The 19,608-nt window shown below is 35.3% G+C and carries 15 protein-coding genes and 1 pseudogene; 10 read left to right on the top strand and 6 right to left on the bottom strand.

Annotated elements, in window-relative coordinates; translation table 11 throughout:
• Positions 1-122: 122 nt before the first annotated feature.
• The 6 genes from B2145_RS09290 (at position 123) to uvrB (ending at position 7,669) form a co-directional block, all read left to right on the top strand.
• Positions 123-2,504 (top strand): TonB-dependent receptor, encoded by a 2,382-nt coding sequence (locus B2145_RS09290; protein WP_291101376.1) that lies wholly within the window; start codon positions 123-125, stop codon positions 2,502-2,504.
• 4 nt (positions 2,505-2,508) lie between these two features.
• A complete protein-coding gene (locus tag B2145_RS09295; protein WP_291101380.1) occupies positions 2,509-3,330 on the top strand; it encodes a DUF4249 domain-containing protein in 822 nt (273 codons plus the stop codon).
• A gap of 226 nt (positions 3,331-3,556) precedes the next feature.
• Entirely contained in the window at positions 3,557-4,219 is a 663-nt protein-coding gene (locus B2145_RS09300; protein WP_291101382.1) for a thiamine diphosphokinase, read from the top strand.
• A gap of 72 nt (positions 4,220-4,291) precedes the next feature.
• On the top strand, positions 4,292-5,317 hold the full coding sequence (gene rlmF / locus B2145_RS09305; protein WP_349677749.1) for a 23S rRNA (adenine(1618)-N(6))-methyltransferase RlmF: 1,026 nt from the start codon (positions 4,292-4,294) through the stop codon (positions 5,315-5,317).
• Between the two features lie 47 nt (positions 5,318-5,364).
• Complete coding sequence (locus B2145_RS09310; RefSeq protein WP_291101385.1) at positions 5,365-5,598, top strand: hypothetical protein; 234 nt, start codon at positions 5,365-5,367, stop codon at positions 5,596-5,598.
• An 82-nt stretch (positions 5,599-5,680) separates the two neighbouring features.
• Positions 5,681-7,669: an excinuclease ABC subunit UvrB gene (uvrB, locus tag B2145_RS09315; protein WP_291101388.1), complete on the top strand. Its 1,989-nt coding sequence runs from the start codon at positions 5,681-5,683 to the stop codon at positions 7,667-7,669.
• A 320-nt stretch (positions 7,670-7,989) separates the two neighbouring features.
• Here uvrB and B2145_RS09320 read toward each other — a convergent pair.
• From B2145_RS09320 to B2145_RS09335, 4 genes and pseudogenes are all read right to left on the bottom strand, one after another.
• Positions 7,990-8,874: pseudogene (locus tag B2145_RS09320) on the bottom strand (IS982 family transposase).
• A gap of 993 nt (positions 8,875-9,867) precedes the next feature.
• Entirely contained in the window at positions 9,868-10,269 is a 402-nt protein-coding gene (locus tag B2145_RS09325; protein WP_291101391.1) for a hypothetical protein, read from the bottom strand.
• 199 nt (positions 10,270-10,468) lie between these two features.
• On the bottom strand, positions 10,469-11,509 hold the full coding sequence (locus tag B2145_RS09330) for an RluA family pseudouridine synthase (RefSeq protein ID WP_291101394.1): 1,041 nt from the start codon (positions 11,507-11,509) through the stop codon (positions 10,469-10,471).
• On the bottom strand, positions 11,499-12,113 hold the full coding sequence (locus tag B2145_RS09335) for a PASTA domain-containing protein (RefSeq protein ID WP_291101397.1): 615 nt from the start codon (positions 12,111-12,113) through the stop codon (positions 11,499-11,501). The genes B2145_RS09330 and B2145_RS09335 overlap by 11 nt, the downstream gene beginning before the upstream one ends.
• Positions 12,114-12,369: 256 nt before the next feature.
• Here B2145_RS09335 and B2145_RS09340 point away from each other — a divergent pair, with 256 nt between their 5' ends.
• The 3 genes from B2145_RS09340 (at position 12,370) to B2145_RS09350 (ending at position 14,480) form a co-directional block, all read left to right on the top strand.
• Complete coding sequence (locus B2145_RS09340; protein WP_291101400.1) at positions 12,370-13,344, top strand: D-alanine--D-alanine ligase; 975 nt, start codon at positions 12,370-12,372, stop codon at positions 13,342-13,344.
• 31 nt (positions 13,345-13,375) lie between these two features.
• The gene (coaD, locus tag B2145_RS09345; RefSeq protein ID WP_291101403.1) at positions 13,376-13,834 is read left to right on the top strand and encodes a pantetheine-phosphate adenylyltransferase; all 459 of its coding nucleotides are present in this window, start codon (positions 13,376-13,378) and stop codon (positions 13,832-13,834) included.
• Between the two features lie 67 nt (positions 13,835-13,901).
• Positions 13,902-14,480, top strand: a complete 579-nt coding sequence (locus tag B2145_RS09350) for a PhnA domain-containing protein (protein ID WP_291101406.1) — start codon at positions 13,902-13,904, stop codon at positions 14,478-14,480.
• Positions 14,481-14,556: 76 nt separating this feature from the next.
• On the opposite strand, the gene B2145_RS09355 is transcribed toward B2145_RS09350, so the two are convergent.
• Both B2145_RS09355 and B2145_RS09360 read right to left on the bottom strand, forming a co-directional pair.
• Entirely contained in the window at positions 14,557-16,092 is a 1,536-nt protein-coding gene (locus B2145_RS09355; RefSeq protein WP_291101409.1) for a SulP family inorganic anion transporter, read from the bottom strand.
• A 269-nt stretch (positions 16,093-16,361) separates the two neighbouring features.
• A complete protein-coding gene (locus B2145_RS09360; RefSeq protein ID WP_291101412.1) occupies positions 16,362-17,708 on the bottom strand; it encodes a DEAD/DEAH box helicase in 1,347 nt (448 codons plus the stop codon).
• Between the two features lie 136 nt (positions 17,709-17,844).
• On the opposite strand from B2145_RS09360, the gene B2145_RS09365 reads away from it, so the two are divergent.
• Complete coding sequence (locus B2145_RS09365) at positions 17,845-19,578, top strand: M14 family metallopeptidase (RefSeq protein WP_291101415.1); 1,734 nt, start codon at positions 17,845-17,847, stop codon at positions 19,576-19,578.
• Positions 19,579-19,608 lie beyond the last annotated feature (30 nt).

Here is a 19,608-nt window from a genome sequence, read left to right on the forward strand (position 1 = left end):
TACCACTATTAAAAAGACGACTGGAAACAATCGTCTTTTTTTTATATTTACGACACTTTAATACTTGATAACTCACAATTTAGATTTAAATTAGCGGAATTTGCATCTCCAACATTTCATCAATGATTTCAAAGAAAATTGTTCCCTTATTTTTTGCTTTATTATCTAGTCTACACTCTTTTTCCCAAGAAAAATTTACGCTAAGTGGAACTGTTACTGATGCTAATAGCAACGAAACCCTGATAGGCGTAAACGTCACAATTCCCGAATTAAAAACAGGCGTTCCCACAAATGAATATGGGTTTTATTCCCTTACTCTTCCAAAAGGGATTTATAAAGTCCGCACAACCTCTTTGGGCTATCAAAACATTGAAGAAACGATAAACTTGAACCAAAACACAAAAAATAATTTTAAACTTATTAGCAATGAAACCGTTTTACAAGAGGTTGTGATTCTTGATAATAAAAACGCCGCCGTGATCCGAAAACCAGAAATGAGTGTAAATAAACTCTCTATTTCGACTATCAAAAAAATGCCGGTTGTTCTGGGTGAAGTTGATGTTTTTAAATCTATTTTGTTACTTCCGGGTGTTACCAATGCTGGAGAAGGCGCTTCAGGTTTTAATGTTCGTGGCGGAAGTGCCGACCAGAATTTAATTTTGCTGGACGAAGCTACTATCTTTAATTCTTCCCACGTTTTTGGATTATTCTCCGTTTTTAATCCCGATGCCATCAAAGATTTAAAATTATATAAAGGCGGAATTCCAGCGCGGCTTGGAGGCAGAGCCTCCTCTGTGTTAGATGTCTACCAAAAAGACGGCAGCAGCAAAGAATTTCACGTCAATGGCGGAATTGGATTAATCTCCAGCAGGATTTTGGCCGAAGGACCAATAGTCAAAGACAAAAGTTCATTCCTCATAGCCGCCAGACGTTCGTATGCTGATTTGTTCCTGAAATTATCGGAAAAACAGAAAAACAATGCCGCCTATTTTTATGATTTGAACACCAAATTAAGTTATAAACTCAACCCGAACAACAATCTGTATTTGTCGGGATATTTTGGTCAAGACGTTTTTTCTTTGAACAAAAGCTTCACTAACACCTATGGAAATTCTACCTTAAACCTGAGATGGAATCATTTGTTTTCCGGTAAATTGTTTTCGAACCTGTCACTCATTTACAGTGATTATTATTATGGATTGGACTTGGATTTTGTTGGTTTCAAATGGGATTCAGGCATCAAGAATTACAATATTAAATACGATTTCAAGAACTACATTTCCAATACATTTAAATTAAATTACGGAATAAATGTTATTTATTATGACTTTAATCCAGGAGTAATTCAACCATCGAATGCAAATTCCGGGATCAATTATCAGCAATTGGATAAAAAATATGCATTTGAACCTGCTTTATATATCAATGCAGAGCAAGATATTTCTAAAAAAATAACACTTTCTTATGGGCTTCGGTACAGTATTTTTTATCGTTTAGGAGAATCTACAGTAAATATTTATGCCGATAATAATCCCGTGACTTTCAATTCAGCAATGCAAATTTATGAAAAAGCAACTCCCATAGGAACAAAATTTTGTGGCAAAAATCAAGTAATTCAAAACTATAATAATCTGGAACCACGATTTTCAATTGGCTATCAACTCAATGATAATCAATCCCTAAAAGCAAGTTATAATCGAATGGTTCAATATTTACAACTGATTTCGAACACCTCATCCCCTACACCATTGGATGTTTGGACACCAAGCGATAATTTTATCAAACCACAAATTGCCGATCAAGTGGCTTTGGGTTACTTTAGGAATTTCAAGGAAAATAGGTATTCACTTGAAGTGGAAACCTATTATAAAAAAGTGCAAAATCGATTGAATTATATTGACGGAGCTAATTTGGTTGCCAATAACGCCATTGAGCAAGTCATTTTAAACGGCCAATTGCGTTCCTATGGACTTGAATTTATGTTTCGGAAAAATGAAGGAAAATTGAATGGTTGGATTTCTTATACCCTTTCAAAATCCGAACAGCAAACTCCTGGAAGAACGTCTGGTGAAGCTGGAATCAATAATGGAAATTGGTACAATTCCGTTTATGACAAAACGCATAATGTTGCCGTCACCGGTTCTTATAATTTGAACAAGAAATGGTCTTTTGGATCCAATTTTATCTTTCAAACGGGTCAACCCGTAACTTATCCAAATGGACAATACGAATATTTGGGAATAGCCATCCCAAGTTATGGATTGAGAAATAAAAACCGACTTCCTTCCTACAATCATTTAGACGTTTCGGCAACTTTGACACCGCATAAAAATGACAAAAGAAGTTGGAAAAGCGAATGGGTTTTCAGCATTTACAATCTCTATAATCGAAAAAATGCTGCTTCCATCAATTTCAGGGAAAATTATGATACTGGAAATAATGAGGCCATAAGAACTTCTATTTTTGGGATAGTTCCGGCGGTGAGTTATAATTTTAAATTTTAAACAAATGAAAAAAACAACTCTATTTTTCGTGGTTTTAATTGCAATTTTACTCAACAGTTGTGAAGATGTTGTCAAAGTGGATTTGAATACTGCTCCGCCCAAACTAGTTATAGAAGCATCAATAAACTGGTTAAAAGGAACTCCTGGCAATAATCAAATAATAAGATTATCTACAACTACTGATTATTACAGCAATGTAATTCCAAAAGTTTCGGGAGCAACTGTATTTATAACCAATAGCTCTAATGCTGTTTTTAATTTTGTTGAAAAGCCTGATTCTGGCGAATATATTTGTAGTGATTTTATTCCCATAATTAATGAAACTTATATTTTAACCGTTATTAGCAATAATCAAACCTATACTGCAACCGAAATCTTAAAATCAGTGGCGCCTATTACAAAAATCGTTCAAAATAATCAAGGTGGATTTACTGGGAATAGCATTGAAATCAAGTCTTTTTTCAATGACCCAGCTAATGAAGATAATTATTATTTATATCGGTATATTTATTCGAGCCAATTAAAGTCTAATTATTATGTAGATGAAGACACCTTTTTTCAAGGCAATGAATTCTTTAGTATTTCACAAAATGAGGATCTAAAAGCTGGCGATAAAATACAAATAAGCCATTTCGGAATTTCTAAAGAGTATTACAACTATATGGGTGTTTTAATAAGCATCGCAGGAAATAAAAATGGCAGCCCCTTTCAATCTCCTCCTGCAACAGTAAGGGGTAACATTGTAAACACAACAAATTTCGATAATTATCCCTTGGGCTATTTTTCGATAAGTAAGGTTGACACCCAAAATTATGTGATACAATAAGAAGCTATTTCCAGCTCTTCATTACAAAAAAACAGTGTTAAAAACAGTTTTGCAAAGCTTTCAAGGAACTTCCGTTGGTCGTTCTTAAAACCTGACAAAACTAAAGTTTTTAACACTGTTTTGTTTTTCATTGCTACCTGGGCTAAAAAATCTGGAATTACAAATTACGAATTATGAATCACTATCTTTGCACTCGTAATTTTCAATTCGTAATTCATAATTAACTATGTCCTCATACCACATCATTCGCGACGACCAAGAACCAGCATTAATCATTGCCAATGGCGCTTCCTGTAACATAGAATTATTGGGACAATTGCTCGAATGGTCTCCTTTAGTGATCGTCCTTGACTCTGCAATGGAACGGGTTTTGGAATTGGGCATAAAAGTCGATGTATTGCTTGGCGATTTCGACCGAGGTTTTGATCCGGAATATTATAGGGAAAAACAATTCCCTTTAGAAATCGTCCACACGCCAGACCAAAACAAAACCGATTTGGAAAAAGCATTCGATTATTTAATAGAAAGAAAAATTCCGGCAGCAAACGTGGTTTGGGCAACTGGAAAACGTGCCGATCATACCATTACGAACATAACAAATATCACTCGATACAGGGATTTATTGAAGATTGTTGTTTTGGATGACCATTCGAAAATATTTTTGTTGCCAAAAAAATTCGAGAAATGGTACCCTGCAAATACGCCTATTTCCTTGATTCCCATTGGACACGTAACAGGAATTCATTCCAATAATTTGTTTTATCCTTTAGAAAACGACACTTTAACCATTGGTTACAGAACCGGAAGTAGTAATTATGTGAGAGAAGATGGATTGGTAGTTATAGAACACGATGGCGGTGATTTATTGTTAATGGAATGTTGGGATTGATTATTAAAAACTAAATCTACTGCACTTAATATCTTATTTTAACAAAAATGGATTCCCTATCTTTGCATCGAAATGGAAAAAATAAAACCCAAAACGATTACCGAAAAAACCAATTTACATCCCAGAAATCTACATCGATTGGGTTATAATTTTGAGCAATTAATTGTAAATTATCCTGAACTCCAGCACTTTGTTGCCACCAACGAACACAACATTGACTCGAGTCCCGCTAGTTTGCGGGACGAACAGGCGAAGCAAACCGTTGATTTCAGTAATCCCGAAGCGGTAAAAGCTCTGAATAAAGCCTTATTAATCACCTATTACGACATCCAGAATTGGGACATTCCAGAAAACTATCTTTGTCCGCCCATTCCCGGTCGAGTTGATTATATCCACTATGTCGCAGATTTATTGGCTTCAAACAACAATGGAATTATTCCGGAAGGTGAAAACGTCCAAGTTTTAGATATTGGCATCGGAGCCAATTGCATTTATCCAATACTGGGGAATTCCATTTATGGCTGGTCTTTTGTAGGCACAGAAATTGATGAAAAGGCCATTCAAAATTGCAAAAAAATCATTGAAGCCAATCCTCGATTAATTGACGCGATAAGTTTACAACTACAAACTGAATCGCGTTTTATATTCAAAAACATAATTACATCTGAGGATAAATTTGCTCTCACGATATGCAATCCCCCATTCCATTCATCCGAAGCGGAAGCAACAAAAAGCACGATCAGAAAAATCAATAATTTACAAAATACAAAAACGACAACCCGAGGCAGAGCCGAACAGAGCGAAGCTAAACCAATTTTGAATTTTGGTGGACAAAATGCCGAATTATGGTGTGATGGAGGAGAATTGGGCTTCATAACAGAAATGATTTACGAAAGTGCCAAATACCCGATGCAATGCCTTTGGTTTACCACTTTGGTTTCCAAAAAAGAGAATCTTTCCAGTTTATATAAAACTTTAAACAAAGTAAATGTTGTCGAAGTAAAAACCATTGATATGGCTCAAGGCCAAAAAACCAGCCGCATCTTGGCTTGGACTTTTTTGAGTGAAGCCCAACAGAAAAATTGGAAGTTTGAGTAAAATAAATAGAATCCCTTTTTTTTGTAACTTCGTAAAAATATTTAATTATGAATATTGCCGAATTAAAACAACGTTTGAAATCTAAAATTGACATTATTAATGATGATGCTTTTTTGAAAGCTCTTACCGTACTGGTTGAATCAAAAACGGAACATATAATTATGCTTTCAGAGGAACAAAAATTGGCAATAAAAAACTCTCAGAAAGAATATTTGGAAGGAAATTATTTTGACAATGATTCCGTAAATAAAGAGATGGAAAAATGGTTGCGAGAAGAATAGTTTGGACAGGGAAATTTTAAGTTTTTCTAAACTTTTTTTTCTTAAATTCCTCTGTATCTTTGCATTTCCCAATCTTTATTAAATGAAATTCCAAGTTGTATCCGATTATCAGCCAAAAGGCGACCAACCACAAGCCATTGAAAAACTAACCCAAGGTATTGAGGCAGGCGAAAAATTCCAAACTTTACTTGGTGTTACCGGTTCAGGAAAGACTTTTACGGTGGCCAATGTCATTCAGGAAGTGCAACGTCCCACTTTGATTTTGGCACATAACAAAACCTTGGCGGCGCAATTGTACTCGGAATTCAAGCAGTTTTTCCCGAATAATGCCGTGGAATATTTCGTTTCTTACTACGATTATTACCAGCCCGAAGCATTTATGCCCGTTACCGGCGTTTTCATCGAAAAGGATTTATCCATTAACGAAGAACTGGAAAAAATGCGTTTGAGCACTACCTCTTCCCTACTTTCGGGACGAAGAGACATCATAGTCGTAGCTTCGGTTTCCTGCATTTACGGTATTGGAAATCCCGTGGAATTCCAGAAGAATGTCATTACCATCGAGAAAAACCAAATTATTTCCCGCACCAAATTATTACACAGTTTAGTTCAAAGTTTATATTCCAGAACCGAAGCTGATTTCAATCCGGGAAACTTCAGAATCAAAGGCGACACGCTCGAAGTTTATCCGAGTTATGCCGATGATGCCTTCCGAATTCATTTTTTTGGCGATGAAATCGAAGAAATTGAAGCTTTTGACGTCAAGACTTCACGAGTGATTGAAAGACACGAAAAACTTACCATTTATCCAGCGAATATGTTTGTGACTTCGCCCGATGTTTTGCAAAATGCAATTTGGGAAATCCAACAGGATTTGGTCAAACAAGTCGATTATTTCAAGGAAACTGGCAAACATCTCGAGGCCAAAAGATTAGAAGAAAGAACCAATTTCGATTTAGAAATGATTCGCGAACTGGGTTATTGCTCCGGAATTGAAAACTATTCCCGTTATCTCGACGGAAGACAAGCCGGCACAAGACCCTTTTGTTTATTGGATTATTTTCCAAAAGATTTCTTGATGGTCGTTGACGAAAGTCACGTCACGCTTTCGCAAGTTCACGCGATGTATGGCGGCGACAGAAGCAGGAAAGAAAACTTGGTGGAATATGGTTTCCGACTTCCTGCCGCGATGGACAATCGCCCGTTGAAGTTTGAGGAATTCGAAGCGATGCAAAACCAGGTCATTTATGTTTCGGCGACACCTGCCGATTATGAATTACAAAAAACCGACGGTGTTTATATCGAACAGGTAATTCGACCAACTGGATTGTTGGATCCAATTATTGAAATTCGTCCAAGCCTGAATCAAATTGATGATTTGATAGAAGAAATTCAATCGCGAGCCGAAATTGACGAACGCGTTTTGGTTACCACGTTGACCAAAAGAATGGCGGAAGAATTGGCCAAATACTTGACGAAAGTTTCCATCCGTTGCCGCTATATTCATTCGGATGTGGATACTTTGGAACGCATCGAGATTATGCAAGATTTGCGAAAAGGAATTTTTGATGTTCTGATTGGCGTGAATTTATTGCGTGAAGGATTGGATTTACCCGAAGTTTCTTTGGTTGCCATTCTAGATGCCGACAAAGAAGGATTTCTGCGAAGCCATCGTTCGCTTACCCAAACCATTGGCCGTGCAGCGCGAAACCTCAACGGAATGGCAATTATGTATGCCGACAAGATTACGGCTAGTATGCAAAAAACTATTGACGAAACCAATTACCGTAGAACGAAACAAATTAATTTCAACATTGAAAACAATCAAGTTCCCCAAGCTTTAAATAAGAAAATAGAAAGTGCCTTTACCAAAAATCCTTTGGTAGATTATGAATTAGGATACAATGCTTCTATTGCTGCAGAACCCAAAACGGAATATCTTTCGAAACCCGAAATCGAAAAACGCATTCGTGAAAAACGAAAATCTATGGAGAAAGCGGCAAAAGATTTGGATTTTATGCAAGCCGCAAAACTGCGTGACGACATCAAAGCCTTGCAGGTGCAGCTATAAAAACATTGCTTCGGCAGTTCGTCCCTATAAATATCGGGACTCTCGTCTTATAAAAATTTAAAGGAGGTGTTAAAAGTCCTTTTGATGATTTGTAAAGCTTTTTTTATATATTAGCTAAACAAATAACAGTACCTTTTATGACTGGTATATACTAGTTAGCGGTCAGTTTAAAAAAACAATAAAAACTTGAAAAACAGAAGATTAATAATAACGACAATTGTTTTCTTTATCTTAATTAATACATCGTACTATTGGAAAGTTGAACTTGAAATTTTCGCAATAATTGCGTTTCTAATATTACTATTACCCGTTGGGTGTAATTAAATTATTTGTGTTTTAATATTATTTATTGGTCTATCAAAGATGAATTTATTAATAAATTGAACCAAAGTTAATGCTGTTATTTTAGCTAAAATTCTTGTTTTAAAACCTTGAAAAGATTTAGCATAATTTCGCCTAATCATAAATTGGTCACACAATTGAGAGAATAATGTTTCTATTCTTTTCCTTGATTTTCTAAAAATATAGGGTTGTTTTTTATACCCAATTTGATTGATCCTCATAGGAGTTTCCAATTTTATATTTGCTGTTTCAAACAAATCTAATTGTAAGGTTGAAGATAAATAACCTCTATCTCCAAGCAACACACAATCAGACATTTAATATTTTAAATCTTTTAATAAATGTACATCGTGGACACTCGCTTTTGTAATATCTATTGATTGAAAAACTCCAGAAATAGTACAAACCCCGTGAAGTTTGTAACCATAAAACCAAGTGTTTTGTGATGCACAAAAACCTTTATCTGGAGCAGTTTGAAAATCATTTTTGCAAATTTTAATTCTATTATGACGAGCCATTTTACAAATCTCAAGCGGCATACTATCAATGACAAAATAGTTCTCAAATTCTGTGAATTTCGAATATAAATGTTGTCTGATTTGCTCAGCAAAATAGAATGATTTTTTTCTTCGTTTATTATACTGACTTCGCTCAATTAGATTAGTAATTTGTCCATTTTGCAACTGATTGAAAAATGAATTTTCGCTATCAATAGACATATATTCAGAGGTTAAACTTAATGCAACTATCTCTAAATCAGACATTTTTAATCTTCTTCCAGCTCGGGTTTCTGTATTTAAAACAATATTCAAAGAACTTATAACTTCTAAAATTTTAAAATAATTTTTTACTATATTTGACATAAATATTGGTTGTTTAGCGACTTCAAGATACTGAATTTCAGTATCTTGACCAATATTTATAACACTTTCTTTAAACTAAATAATTGCACCCAACGGGTTACTAATTATCTTTATTGGACTTGGAGTAGCATTATTGCAACAACTATTTTATGCATTTAAAGAAAGATTCAAAGACAAACAGAGATTGATTTCAATTGGCTTAATATTGATAGTTTTATGCTTGACAATTTACAGACCGTTTGGGCTTATTAACTATGAAAAATTTGAAGGAAATGACATTTTAATTGCGGAAAGAGAGGGTATTGCGAACTGTATGACTTATATTAAATTAAAGGAAAATAATAATTTTACAAATCGTGAATTTTGTTTCGGTGAGACGGAAATCAAAGGTGAATACAAAATAAAAAACGATACAATTTATTTTGATAATGTAAAATTTGGCAGAAGTGAAAATCATTTTTTTAAATTTGCGCTTATTAGACCTTCAAAATTTTACAAAGACAATAAACATTTTGATTTGGTTTTGTTTAAAAACATAAAAGATACAATGGGTTACGACCTTAGGATAACAAAAAATGAATTAGAAAAACTAACCCAAAAAAAGCCGAACCGCTAAACCTCGCTAGTGCAAGCGTCTCGTTCGCACCTAAAAAAAATATAACCCACAAAAAAAGCCCCAATCGGGCTTTTCATATTTTATTCCTCTTCATCAACCAAATGTGATTTCGAATAATTCCCACAATATTTATAGGATTTTAATTATCTTTAATCCAGTCGTATAAAAACTGAAGAGTTAATCCCATAGTTTTTAAATTAGTTTGAAGGTGTAATGCTGGAATTTCTTTATCTTGACTTCTATGTGTGATTGTTCTAAAACATCCTGGGCATTTCCAGTGCTCGTGTGAAGTTCCTTTATGCCTTTTTTGTGAACATCCTTGAGATTTTAAAAAGCGTTCCCAATCGCTAGTTTTAACTGGTCGATTATTTCCCAAACTATGCTGCTTCTAAAATGGATTTCTTTACTTTTTCAGGATGGTCAAAATTTTGTAACACACCATTTTCATCAACATAAGTTTTAGAAAATATTTTCCTAAAAAATTTATTCGCAACCCATCCAAGTTTGCTTAACTCTATTTTTCTTTGAACTTCATCTATTTGGAATAAATCATCACATAGAGTTGTGACATTAATGTGTAAATCTTTAATTGAATCTTCTTCTGTTTGTCCATATCCAGAAACATTTAGTGAAGGAATAAGACTAACCCAAAATTCTCCCTGTTCACCCGTATAACACTTAAGATTACCAGTAAGTCCATTATGGGTCAAACGGATTTTTTCCTCAAACGTATTGTAATTCTGCTTATCTGAAGAAACTTTAATATTAATGTAAGACATACTTTATTGATTTAAAACGTGTACAAATAAACATAAAAAAAATTAACCGTATACACAATTTGTGAAATTATTATATAAAGCTACAAAAAATATGTCTCATAATCAGTAAACTATCAAACATAATCACTACACGAGCAAAATGCTTGCGCCAGCAACAAAATCATACCCACAAAAAAAGCCCCATCAGGGCTTTTATATTTTATTCCTCTTCATCAACCAAATGGGATTTCGAATAGCCTCGCCATTTTTCAATACAATCCTGAAAATCCTGTGGCAATTCCGTGTCAAAACGCATCATTTCGCCCGTTGTAGGATGCACAAAACCAAGCGTTTTTGCGTGCAAAGCCTGTCTTGGCAATGCCTTGAAACAATTATCGATAAATTGTTTGTATTTCGTAAACGTGGTTCCTTTCAAAATCAAATGACCGCCATAACGCTCGTCATTAAAAATAGGATGACCAATGTGTTTCATATGAACCCGGATTTGGTGCGTTCTTCCAGTTTCAAGAATACAGGAAACCAAAGTCACATAACCAAAACGTTCCAACACTTTGTAATGCGTCACGGCCGGTTTCCCAATTTCGGGATCGGCAAAAACCGCCATTTGCATGCGGTCTTTTACGTGGCGTGCAATGTTGCCTTCAATTGTTCCTTCATCGGCAACTACATTTCCCCAAACCAAGGCGATATATTCTCTTTCGGAAGTTTTGGCTTCAAATTGCTTGGCGAGATGCGTCATTGCGGCTTCGGTTTTGGCAATCACCAAAAGTCCCGAAGTGTCTTTGTCAATTCGATGCACCAGTCCCGGACGTTCGCTGCTGTTCATTGGCAAATTCTCAAAATGAAACGCCAAGGCATTCACCAGAGTTCCCGTATAATTCCCGTGACCTGGATGAACCACAAAATTGGGCGGTTTGTTCACCAGCAAAAGTGCGTCATCTTCATAAACAATATCCAGCGGAATATCTTCGGGGTCTACCCTATTTTCAAACGGCGGATGCGACAACATAATGCGCACCACGTCAAAGGGTTTTACTTTATAATTCGATTTTACGGCGAGGTCATTCACATAAATATCGCCGGCAGTTGCAGCATTCTGGATTTTATTTCGAGTAGCATTCGGAATCATATTCATCAAATATTTATCGATTCGCAAAAGCAATTGCCCTTTGGGAATGTCAAATCTATAATGCTCGAATAATTCGTCTTCTAAATCTGTAGTTTCAATATTATTTAACATTTGCAGGTATTTCTTCTTTTGGTATTGCTGAACTATCCACTGGCTCGGCATAACTTTCTTTTCCGTCTCCCAGCACCAAATCTATTTTGGAGGCTTTCAAAACTCTGTCGCCCACTTTCAGGTTTCGTCCTTTGAAACGCATTTCAAGCACCATGTCTTTTCCAAGATTCGGAATATAAGTTATGGTTCCTTCTTCAAGACCCAATGATTTCAACGTTGGCACCGCTTCCCGATAGGTTTTTTGTATTAAATCCGGAATTTTCACTGACGAAAAACCCGAAGCATTTATTTTGATATATACTTTTCTTCCCACTTTTACTTTGGCATCGGGCAAAGGATCTTGCTCCACCACGCTGAACTTCGGAAAATTTTTATTGTAATCCACGCTATCCAAAAGCACATAATCCAGGTCCAATGCATCCAGTTTTTCTTCCACTTGTTCTTCGCTCAATTTGGCTAAATTAGGCACCGTGATTTCGTGACCGTGATCCGTCGTGAAAGTCAACCAATGCATAAACAAATAACCCAAAACAAAAATGATGGCAAGTGCAGCTAATGCCTGTGTAAAAAAGACACGGCTGGTAAGATATTTACGTACGCTCATATAATTTATTTTTATAAGTCGCAAAGATAAAGCTATTTCGTTCGAAAAAAAATTCTAATTTTGTTTATAGTTTCTGGGAGCTTTTTCCTGCTGTATGCTGTATCCACGCTAAAAAGCGTGGGATGCCGCTTCCATCAGGGCTAGGGCATCCGTTTAAAAACAACATTTAATTTAAAAACAGAACACCTATTTCAATTGACATTTACGATTTAAAAAATTCGTGAAATTCATGAAATTCGTGGCAAAAAAAATAATTATGAAAAACATTGCCATCATTATGGGCGGATATTCAAGCGAATATAAAATTTCCTTAATCAGCGGAAACGTCGTCTATCAATTTCTTGACAAAACCAAATTCAAGGGTTTTCGCATCCATATTTTCAAGGAAAAATGGGTGTATGTCGACGACAAAGACGCTGAATTTCCCATTGACAAAAATGATTTTTCGGTAATGGCGAACGGAACTAAAATCACTTTCGACTGTGTTTTCAACGCTATTCACGGCACGCCGGGCGAAGACGGATTGATGCAGGCCTATTTTGAATTAATAGGAATGCCGCAAACTTCCTGCGATTATTATCAGGCGGCACTAACCTTTAACAAACGCGATTTATTGTCGGTTTTGAAACCTTACGGCATAAAAACCGCCACTTCTTATTACATGAACAAAGGCGAACATATCGATACCGCCGCAATCGTGAAAACCGTGGGCTTGCCTTGTTTTGTAAAACCAAATAAATCGGGTTCCAGTTTTGGAATATCCAAAGTAAAAACCGCCAACGAATTGCCCATTGCCATCGAAATCGCTTACAAAGAAGACAATGAAATCATCATTGAAAGTTTCCTCGACGGCACCGAAGTTTCCGTTGGAGTAATCAATTATAAAGGAAAAGTAACCGTTTTGCCCATCACCGAAATTGTTTCTGGTAATGACTTTTTCGATTATGAAGCCAAATACCACGGAAAATCACAGGAAATCACGCCTGCCAGAATCTCCGACGAAATGGCACAAAAAGTAAGCGAAATTGCAAAACATGCCTACGAAATCCTAAAAATGAAAGGTTTTTCAAGAAGCGAATTCATATTTGTAAACGGAGAACCTTATATGCTGGAAATGAACACCATTCCTGGCCTCACCACCGAAAGTTTGATTCCGCAACAAGCCAAGGCAGCAGGAATTTCACTGGAGGATTTGTTTACCAATGCCATAGAATTGGCTTCGCCTGAATAACTGATTATTTTAAATAAACTCAACTAAAAAAATGAGAAAAGCCATATTTCCGGGATCGTTTGACCCTATAACCTTGGGCCACGAAGATATTATCAGAAGAGGAATTCCGCTATTTGACGAAATTGTAATTGCCATTGGCGTCAATGCCGAGAAAAAATATATGTTTTCAATTGAAGACAGGAAACGATTCATCGAAGAAACTTTCAAAGACGAGCCAAAGGTTTCTATCATAGTTTATGAAGGTCTAACGATTGATTTATGTCACAAAATAAACGCTAATTTTATTCTCCGTGGATTGCGCAATCCTGCCGATTTCGAGTTCGAAAAAGCCATAGCGCACACCAATAGACGCCTATCAAAAATAGAAACCGTGTTTTTATTGACCGCTTCAAAAACATCCTATATAAGTTCCAGCATCGTTAGAGACGTTATCCGCAACGGTGGTGAATATGAATTGTTGGTTCCTGAAGCCGTGAGAGTGAAAAAATAGTATTCAGCATAAACTTGTAAAAGGCAGTATTTAGCCTTATTTTCGCAGAATTAAAACATATCAAATAATGAATATAGAAAAAGAATTAAATAAACGCAGCGGATCTAAATGTGAACTATGTGCAGCCACTGAAAACTTAAAAGTATATGAAGTTCTGCCTACAAGAAAAGGAGGAATCGACGAAAGTATATTGGCTTGCAGTACGTGTATAGACCAAATTGAGAATCCGGAAAATGTAGATTTAAACCATTGGAGATGTTTGAATGACAGCATGTGGAGCGAACATACTCCAGTACAAGTGGTTGTTTGGAGAATGTTAAGTCGCCTGCGTGCAGCAGGTTGGCCTCAAGAATTACTAGATCAGATGTATTTAGATGAAGATACTTTGGCTTGGGCCCAAGCAACTGGTGAAGGCGAAGAAGACGAAAATAAAGTTATACACCGTGACGTAAATGGAGTAATTCTTGAATCCGGAGATTCAGTAGTTTTGGTAAAAGATTTGAAAGTAAAAGGTTCCAGTATGGTCACTAAACAGGGAACTGCAGTGCGTAACATTAGGCTAGACTATGAAAATGCCGAATATATTGAAGGAAAAGTGGATGGTCAGCAAATCGTAATCATCACAAAATACGTGAAGAAAATATAACATAAAGTATTATTTTTAAACTACTTGTGCTTCAAAAAAAAGGCATTACGAAAATCGTAATGCCTTTTTTAATTCCTTAAATTTTATCAACCACCATATATATTGGATCTTCCATAATATTCACATCAATAATGGCTTCTGCATTATTGAGTAATTGTATGCAATCTTTGCTCAAATGTCGCAAGTGTACTTTCTTGCCAATCTTACTATAACGTTGGGTAACGACATTCAATGCTTCGATGGCGGACATATCGGCAATTCGGCTTTCTCTGAAATCAATAATTACTTCGTTTGGATCATTGGAAACATCGAATTTTTCTGCAAATGCAGTAGTTGAAGCAAAAAATAATGGACCATATATTTCATAGTGCTTCACCCCATTTTCATCAATGTATTTTTTAGCTCGAATTCTTTTGGCACTTTCCCAAGCAAAAACCAAAGCAGAAATGATGACACCAATCAAAACTGCCAAAGCCAAATTATGCAATAAAACCGTGATTAAAGCCACTATTACCACAAGAAAAACATCCTGTTTTGGCATTTTATTGAATATTTTTAAACTCGCCCATTCAAAAGTTCCAATGGCAACCATAATCATTACTCCGACTAAAGCAGCCATCGGTAATTGCTCAATAATTGGCGCACCAAATAAAATAATTATAAGAATAGTCAACGAAGCAACGATTCCAGACAAACGAGCTCTTGAACCCGCAGAAAGATTCACCAATGTTTGGGCTATCATGGGACAGCCACCCATACCAAAGAAAAATCCATTCAATATATTGGAACTTCCTTGCGCAATACATTCACGATTTCCATTTCCCTTTGTTTCTGTCATCTCATCGACTAAGTTTAAAGTCAGCAATCCTTCAGTTAATCCAACCGCAGCCATAATCAAGGCATAAGGAAAAATCAATTTTAGAGTATCCAAATTGATTGGAATATTCGGAATATGAAATGGTGGAAAACCACCACTTATGGAGGCAATATCTTTAACTGTTTTGGTTTCAATTCCCAAGAAAAAAACCAACATAAAAACAACAATAATAGCCACTAATGAAGCTGGAACCGCTTTGGTTAATTTTGGCACAAACACTACAATCCCAATAGTCAAAGCAACTAAAGAAGCCATAATATACATTGGACTTCCAGAAAGCCAAACACTTTCATTATTTAAAATTGTTTTAAACTGCTCCAATTGAGCCATAAATATTATAATCGCCAATCCATTTACAAATCCAAACATTACGGGATGTGGCACCAAACGTATAAATTTTCCAAGTTTAAAAACACCTACCAAAATTTGCAAAACCCCTGCTAAAGCAACTGCCGCAAAAACGTATTCCAAACCATTCGATTTCATTAAAGCTATCAACACAATCACCGTTGCTCCTGCTCCTCCCGAAACCATTCCGGGTCTTCCTCCAAATATTGCAGTTACAAGACCTGCTATAAAAGCGGCATACAAACCCATCAACGGTGGAAAACCTGCTAATATAGCAAACGACAGCGATTCAGGAATCATGGTCATGGCAACAGTAAGACCTGCCAAAACTTCTGTTTTGTAATTTACCTTTTGTGAGAAATCAAATAAGTTAAATATTTTTTTCATATAATAATAAAATAGTTTGTGATACTATTTCATACAATGAAATAGTATCACAAAAATTTAGATAAAATGTTTTTGGAAGTAATCCCTCGATTTAAAGACTATAGATCAAGGAGGAGTAACAACGATAAAATGAGTAGTATTTTCCATAATATGATGCAAAATTAAACTTTTTAAGCAAAAAACAAAAACCAATTTTAAAAATACGAAAAACCAAAAAAATAGTTTTTGGTAAAAGTTAAATAAATAAAAAATAGATTACTGGCTACTAATTAATCCTCCTCTTTCTTGATAACCTTTCGGGCAACTTCGATTTTAAACTTCTTACCTTTCATTTTTTCATCCTTGATGTTATGAAGCAAGTCCTTGACCTTGTTGAATTTGACGGCGGCAAATGAAATAAAATCCTTTACTTCGATTAATCCCAAATCGCCTTTTTCGAGTTTTCCTTTTTGGGAAAAGAAACCCACAATATCAATTTTATTTAATTTATTTTTCTTTCCGCCACTAATGTAAACGGTTTGAAATTCTGGCGGTTTTGGTAAGGTTGTGCAGTTGTCCACTTTCAGGACTTCCATCCCGTAATCAATATAATCCATCTTTTTCTCGCTTTCGTGAACGATAATATACGCCGTTCCTGACGCTAACATTCTCGCCGTCCTACCGTTTCTGTGCGTAAATTCGTCTTCCTTGGAAGGCAAATGATAATGGATTACGTTTTTCATTTCAGGAATATCGAGTCCGCGCGCGGCCAAATCCGTAGTAATCAAATAACTCACACTTCCGTTTCTGAACTGGATTAAAGCGCGTTCCCGCTCGTCCTGATCCGTTCCGCCGTGATAATAAGTAGCATAAATTCCTTTTTCGTTCAAGGTGTCGCTAATACGTTCTGCGGCATCACGATGATTGCAAAACACTAATGCTGATTGTGATTTTAACGAACAAATCAGGTTGAACAAACTCCCGATTTTATCTTTCTCTTTCGAAACGACCATTTTCATGGCAAGGTTGGTTGCTTCTTCTTCGCTTGGAATAAAATCCAAAATCGTTGGATTGACAACTCTCGTGTATTTTGGAATCTCGATATCAGAAGTTGCCGAAACCAAAACGCGTTTGTTCAGTTTAGATAATTTTCCAATGATGAACGACATTTGTTCGTGAAAACCCAACTGCAAGGACTTGTCAAATTCGTCAAGAATCAAGGTTTCTATTTTGTCCAGACGAAAAGTGCCTCGGTCAATATGATCGGCAATTCGACCTGGAGTTCCAATTAAAACTGCCGGAGGATTGCTCAAATTCTTGATTTCGGTATCGATGGAATGCCCACCATAACAAACATTTACTTTATAATCTGTCCCCATTTTTTTCCAAACTTGCTCAATTTGCAAACCTAATTCTCTTGAAGGGACCAGAATCAAACATTGAACAGAAAGAATTTCGGGTTTCAACATTTCGAAAATGGGCAACAAAAAAGCCAGTGTTTTCCCCGAACCTGTTGGCGAAAGCAGTAAAACATTGTTGTCGCTCAAAATGGTTTCTTGGGCGGCAATTTGCATTGCGTTTAGGCTTTCGATGCCTAAATTGAGGAGTATATTGTTGGAATGGTGTTTTTTATTCATTTTGCAAAGGTAAAATGAATTATGGTTTTTAAGTTACGAATTGTGATTTTTGTGGAAAGCTTCATTTTATTGCAAACAGAAAACGAAAACTATTTAAAAATAATTACATTTGAATTCTATTCATAAAATCTTAAATATGAAATTCATTACTGTAATTTTTTTATTAATTTCATTGACTATTTCTTCTCAAAACACTAATAAATACGACACTCTTTTTGAAAAAGGTAATGGTAATCAATCAGCTACATACCCAGAAACTATCCGCTATTATGCACTTTTGGCAAAAAATTTTTCAACCATAAAAATGCAAGAAATGGGATTAACTGATTGTGGAGAACCATTGCATATCGTAATTTTTAATCCCGAGAAGGAGTTTGATTTTGAAAATATTAAAAAAAATAAGGCTATACTATTGGTTAATAATGGTATTCATGCAGGGGAACCAGATGGAATAGATGCCACTATGCAATTGTTAAGAGATTTAGCTTTAGGTAAAATTAAAATTCCAAAAAACACCGTTATAGTAACTATCCCGGTTTATAATATAGGAGGTGCTTTAAATAGAAATTCAACAACTAGGGTTAATCAAGATGGACCAGAATTATATGGTTTTCGCGGAAATGGAAGGAATTATGATTTGAATCGAGATTTCATCAAATCGGACACAAGAAATACAAAAAGTTTTGCAGAAATATTTTATAAAATCAATCCTGATGTTTTTATTGATAATCATGTGAGTGATGGAGCCGATTATCAGTATAAACTAACCTACATTATGACTCAAAAAAACAAATTAGGGTCTTTATTAGGAAACTATATGGATTCTAAAATGGTGCCTAGCCTAGTCCTTGCTCTAAAAAAGAAGAATATTGAAGTTACCCCTTATGTAAATGCTTTTAACGAAACACCTGATAATGGTTTTTCCCAGTTTTTTGATAGTCCACGATACTCTACAGGATACACTTCTTTATTCAACACTATTGGATTCGTTGTAGAAACGCACATGTTAAAAAAATATGCTGAACGTGTGAAGGCAACTTATGAATTCATGGATGCTGCAATTTATTTTACAGATTCTAATTATCAAAAGATAAAAGAGATGCGATTGAAAAATGAAGAACAATATGCTCCTGAAAAATCTTACACTTTAAAATGGGAACTTGACACTACAAAAGTGACAAAATTTTCCTTTTTAGGTTTTGAAGCAAAGCACAAAAAAAGTGAAGTTACCACAGGAAATAGATTGTATTATGATAGAACAAAACCATACGAAAAAGATATTCCCTACCAAAAGGAATTCAAATCATCAAAAGAAATCATAATTCCGGATGCCTATCTTGTTCCAAAATCATTTTGGAATATTATAGAATTGCTTAAAAATAATCATATTTCTTTCACTCAACTAAAACAAGATACCCTAATTGAAGTGGAAAGTTATAGAATTTCAGATTACAAAACTTCAAATTCGGCTTATGAAGGGCATTATTTACACAAAGACACCAAGACAATTTCCAAGATGGAAAAAATTGCATTTTCTAAAGGAGATTTTATTTTTTCAACCAAACAAAAAGGAGTAAAATATTTAATAGAAACCTTAGAACCCGAAGGAATTGATTCGTTTTTCAACTGGAATTTTTTCGACACTATGCTTCAACAAAAAGAAGGCTATTCTGACTATGTTTTTGAAGACACGGCAACCAAATTTTTGAAAGAAAACCCTAAAATCCTGGCTGAATTGGAACAAAAAAAATTAGATGATCCTGTTTTTAGAGAAAATCCTGACGCACAATTAGACTGGGTTTACAAACATTCTGTCTATTATGAAAAAGCACATTTGCAATATCCTATTTATCGTATATTGCATTATTAAAAAAAAACCGTTGGGTGTAATTAGTTTTTG

Origin of the sequence: Flavobacterium sp. UBA5153 (assembly GCA_002413745.1) — a bacterium.
Taxonomy (GTDB): Bacteria; Bacteroidota; Bacteroidia; order Flavobacteriales; family Flavobacteriaceae; genus Flavobacterium.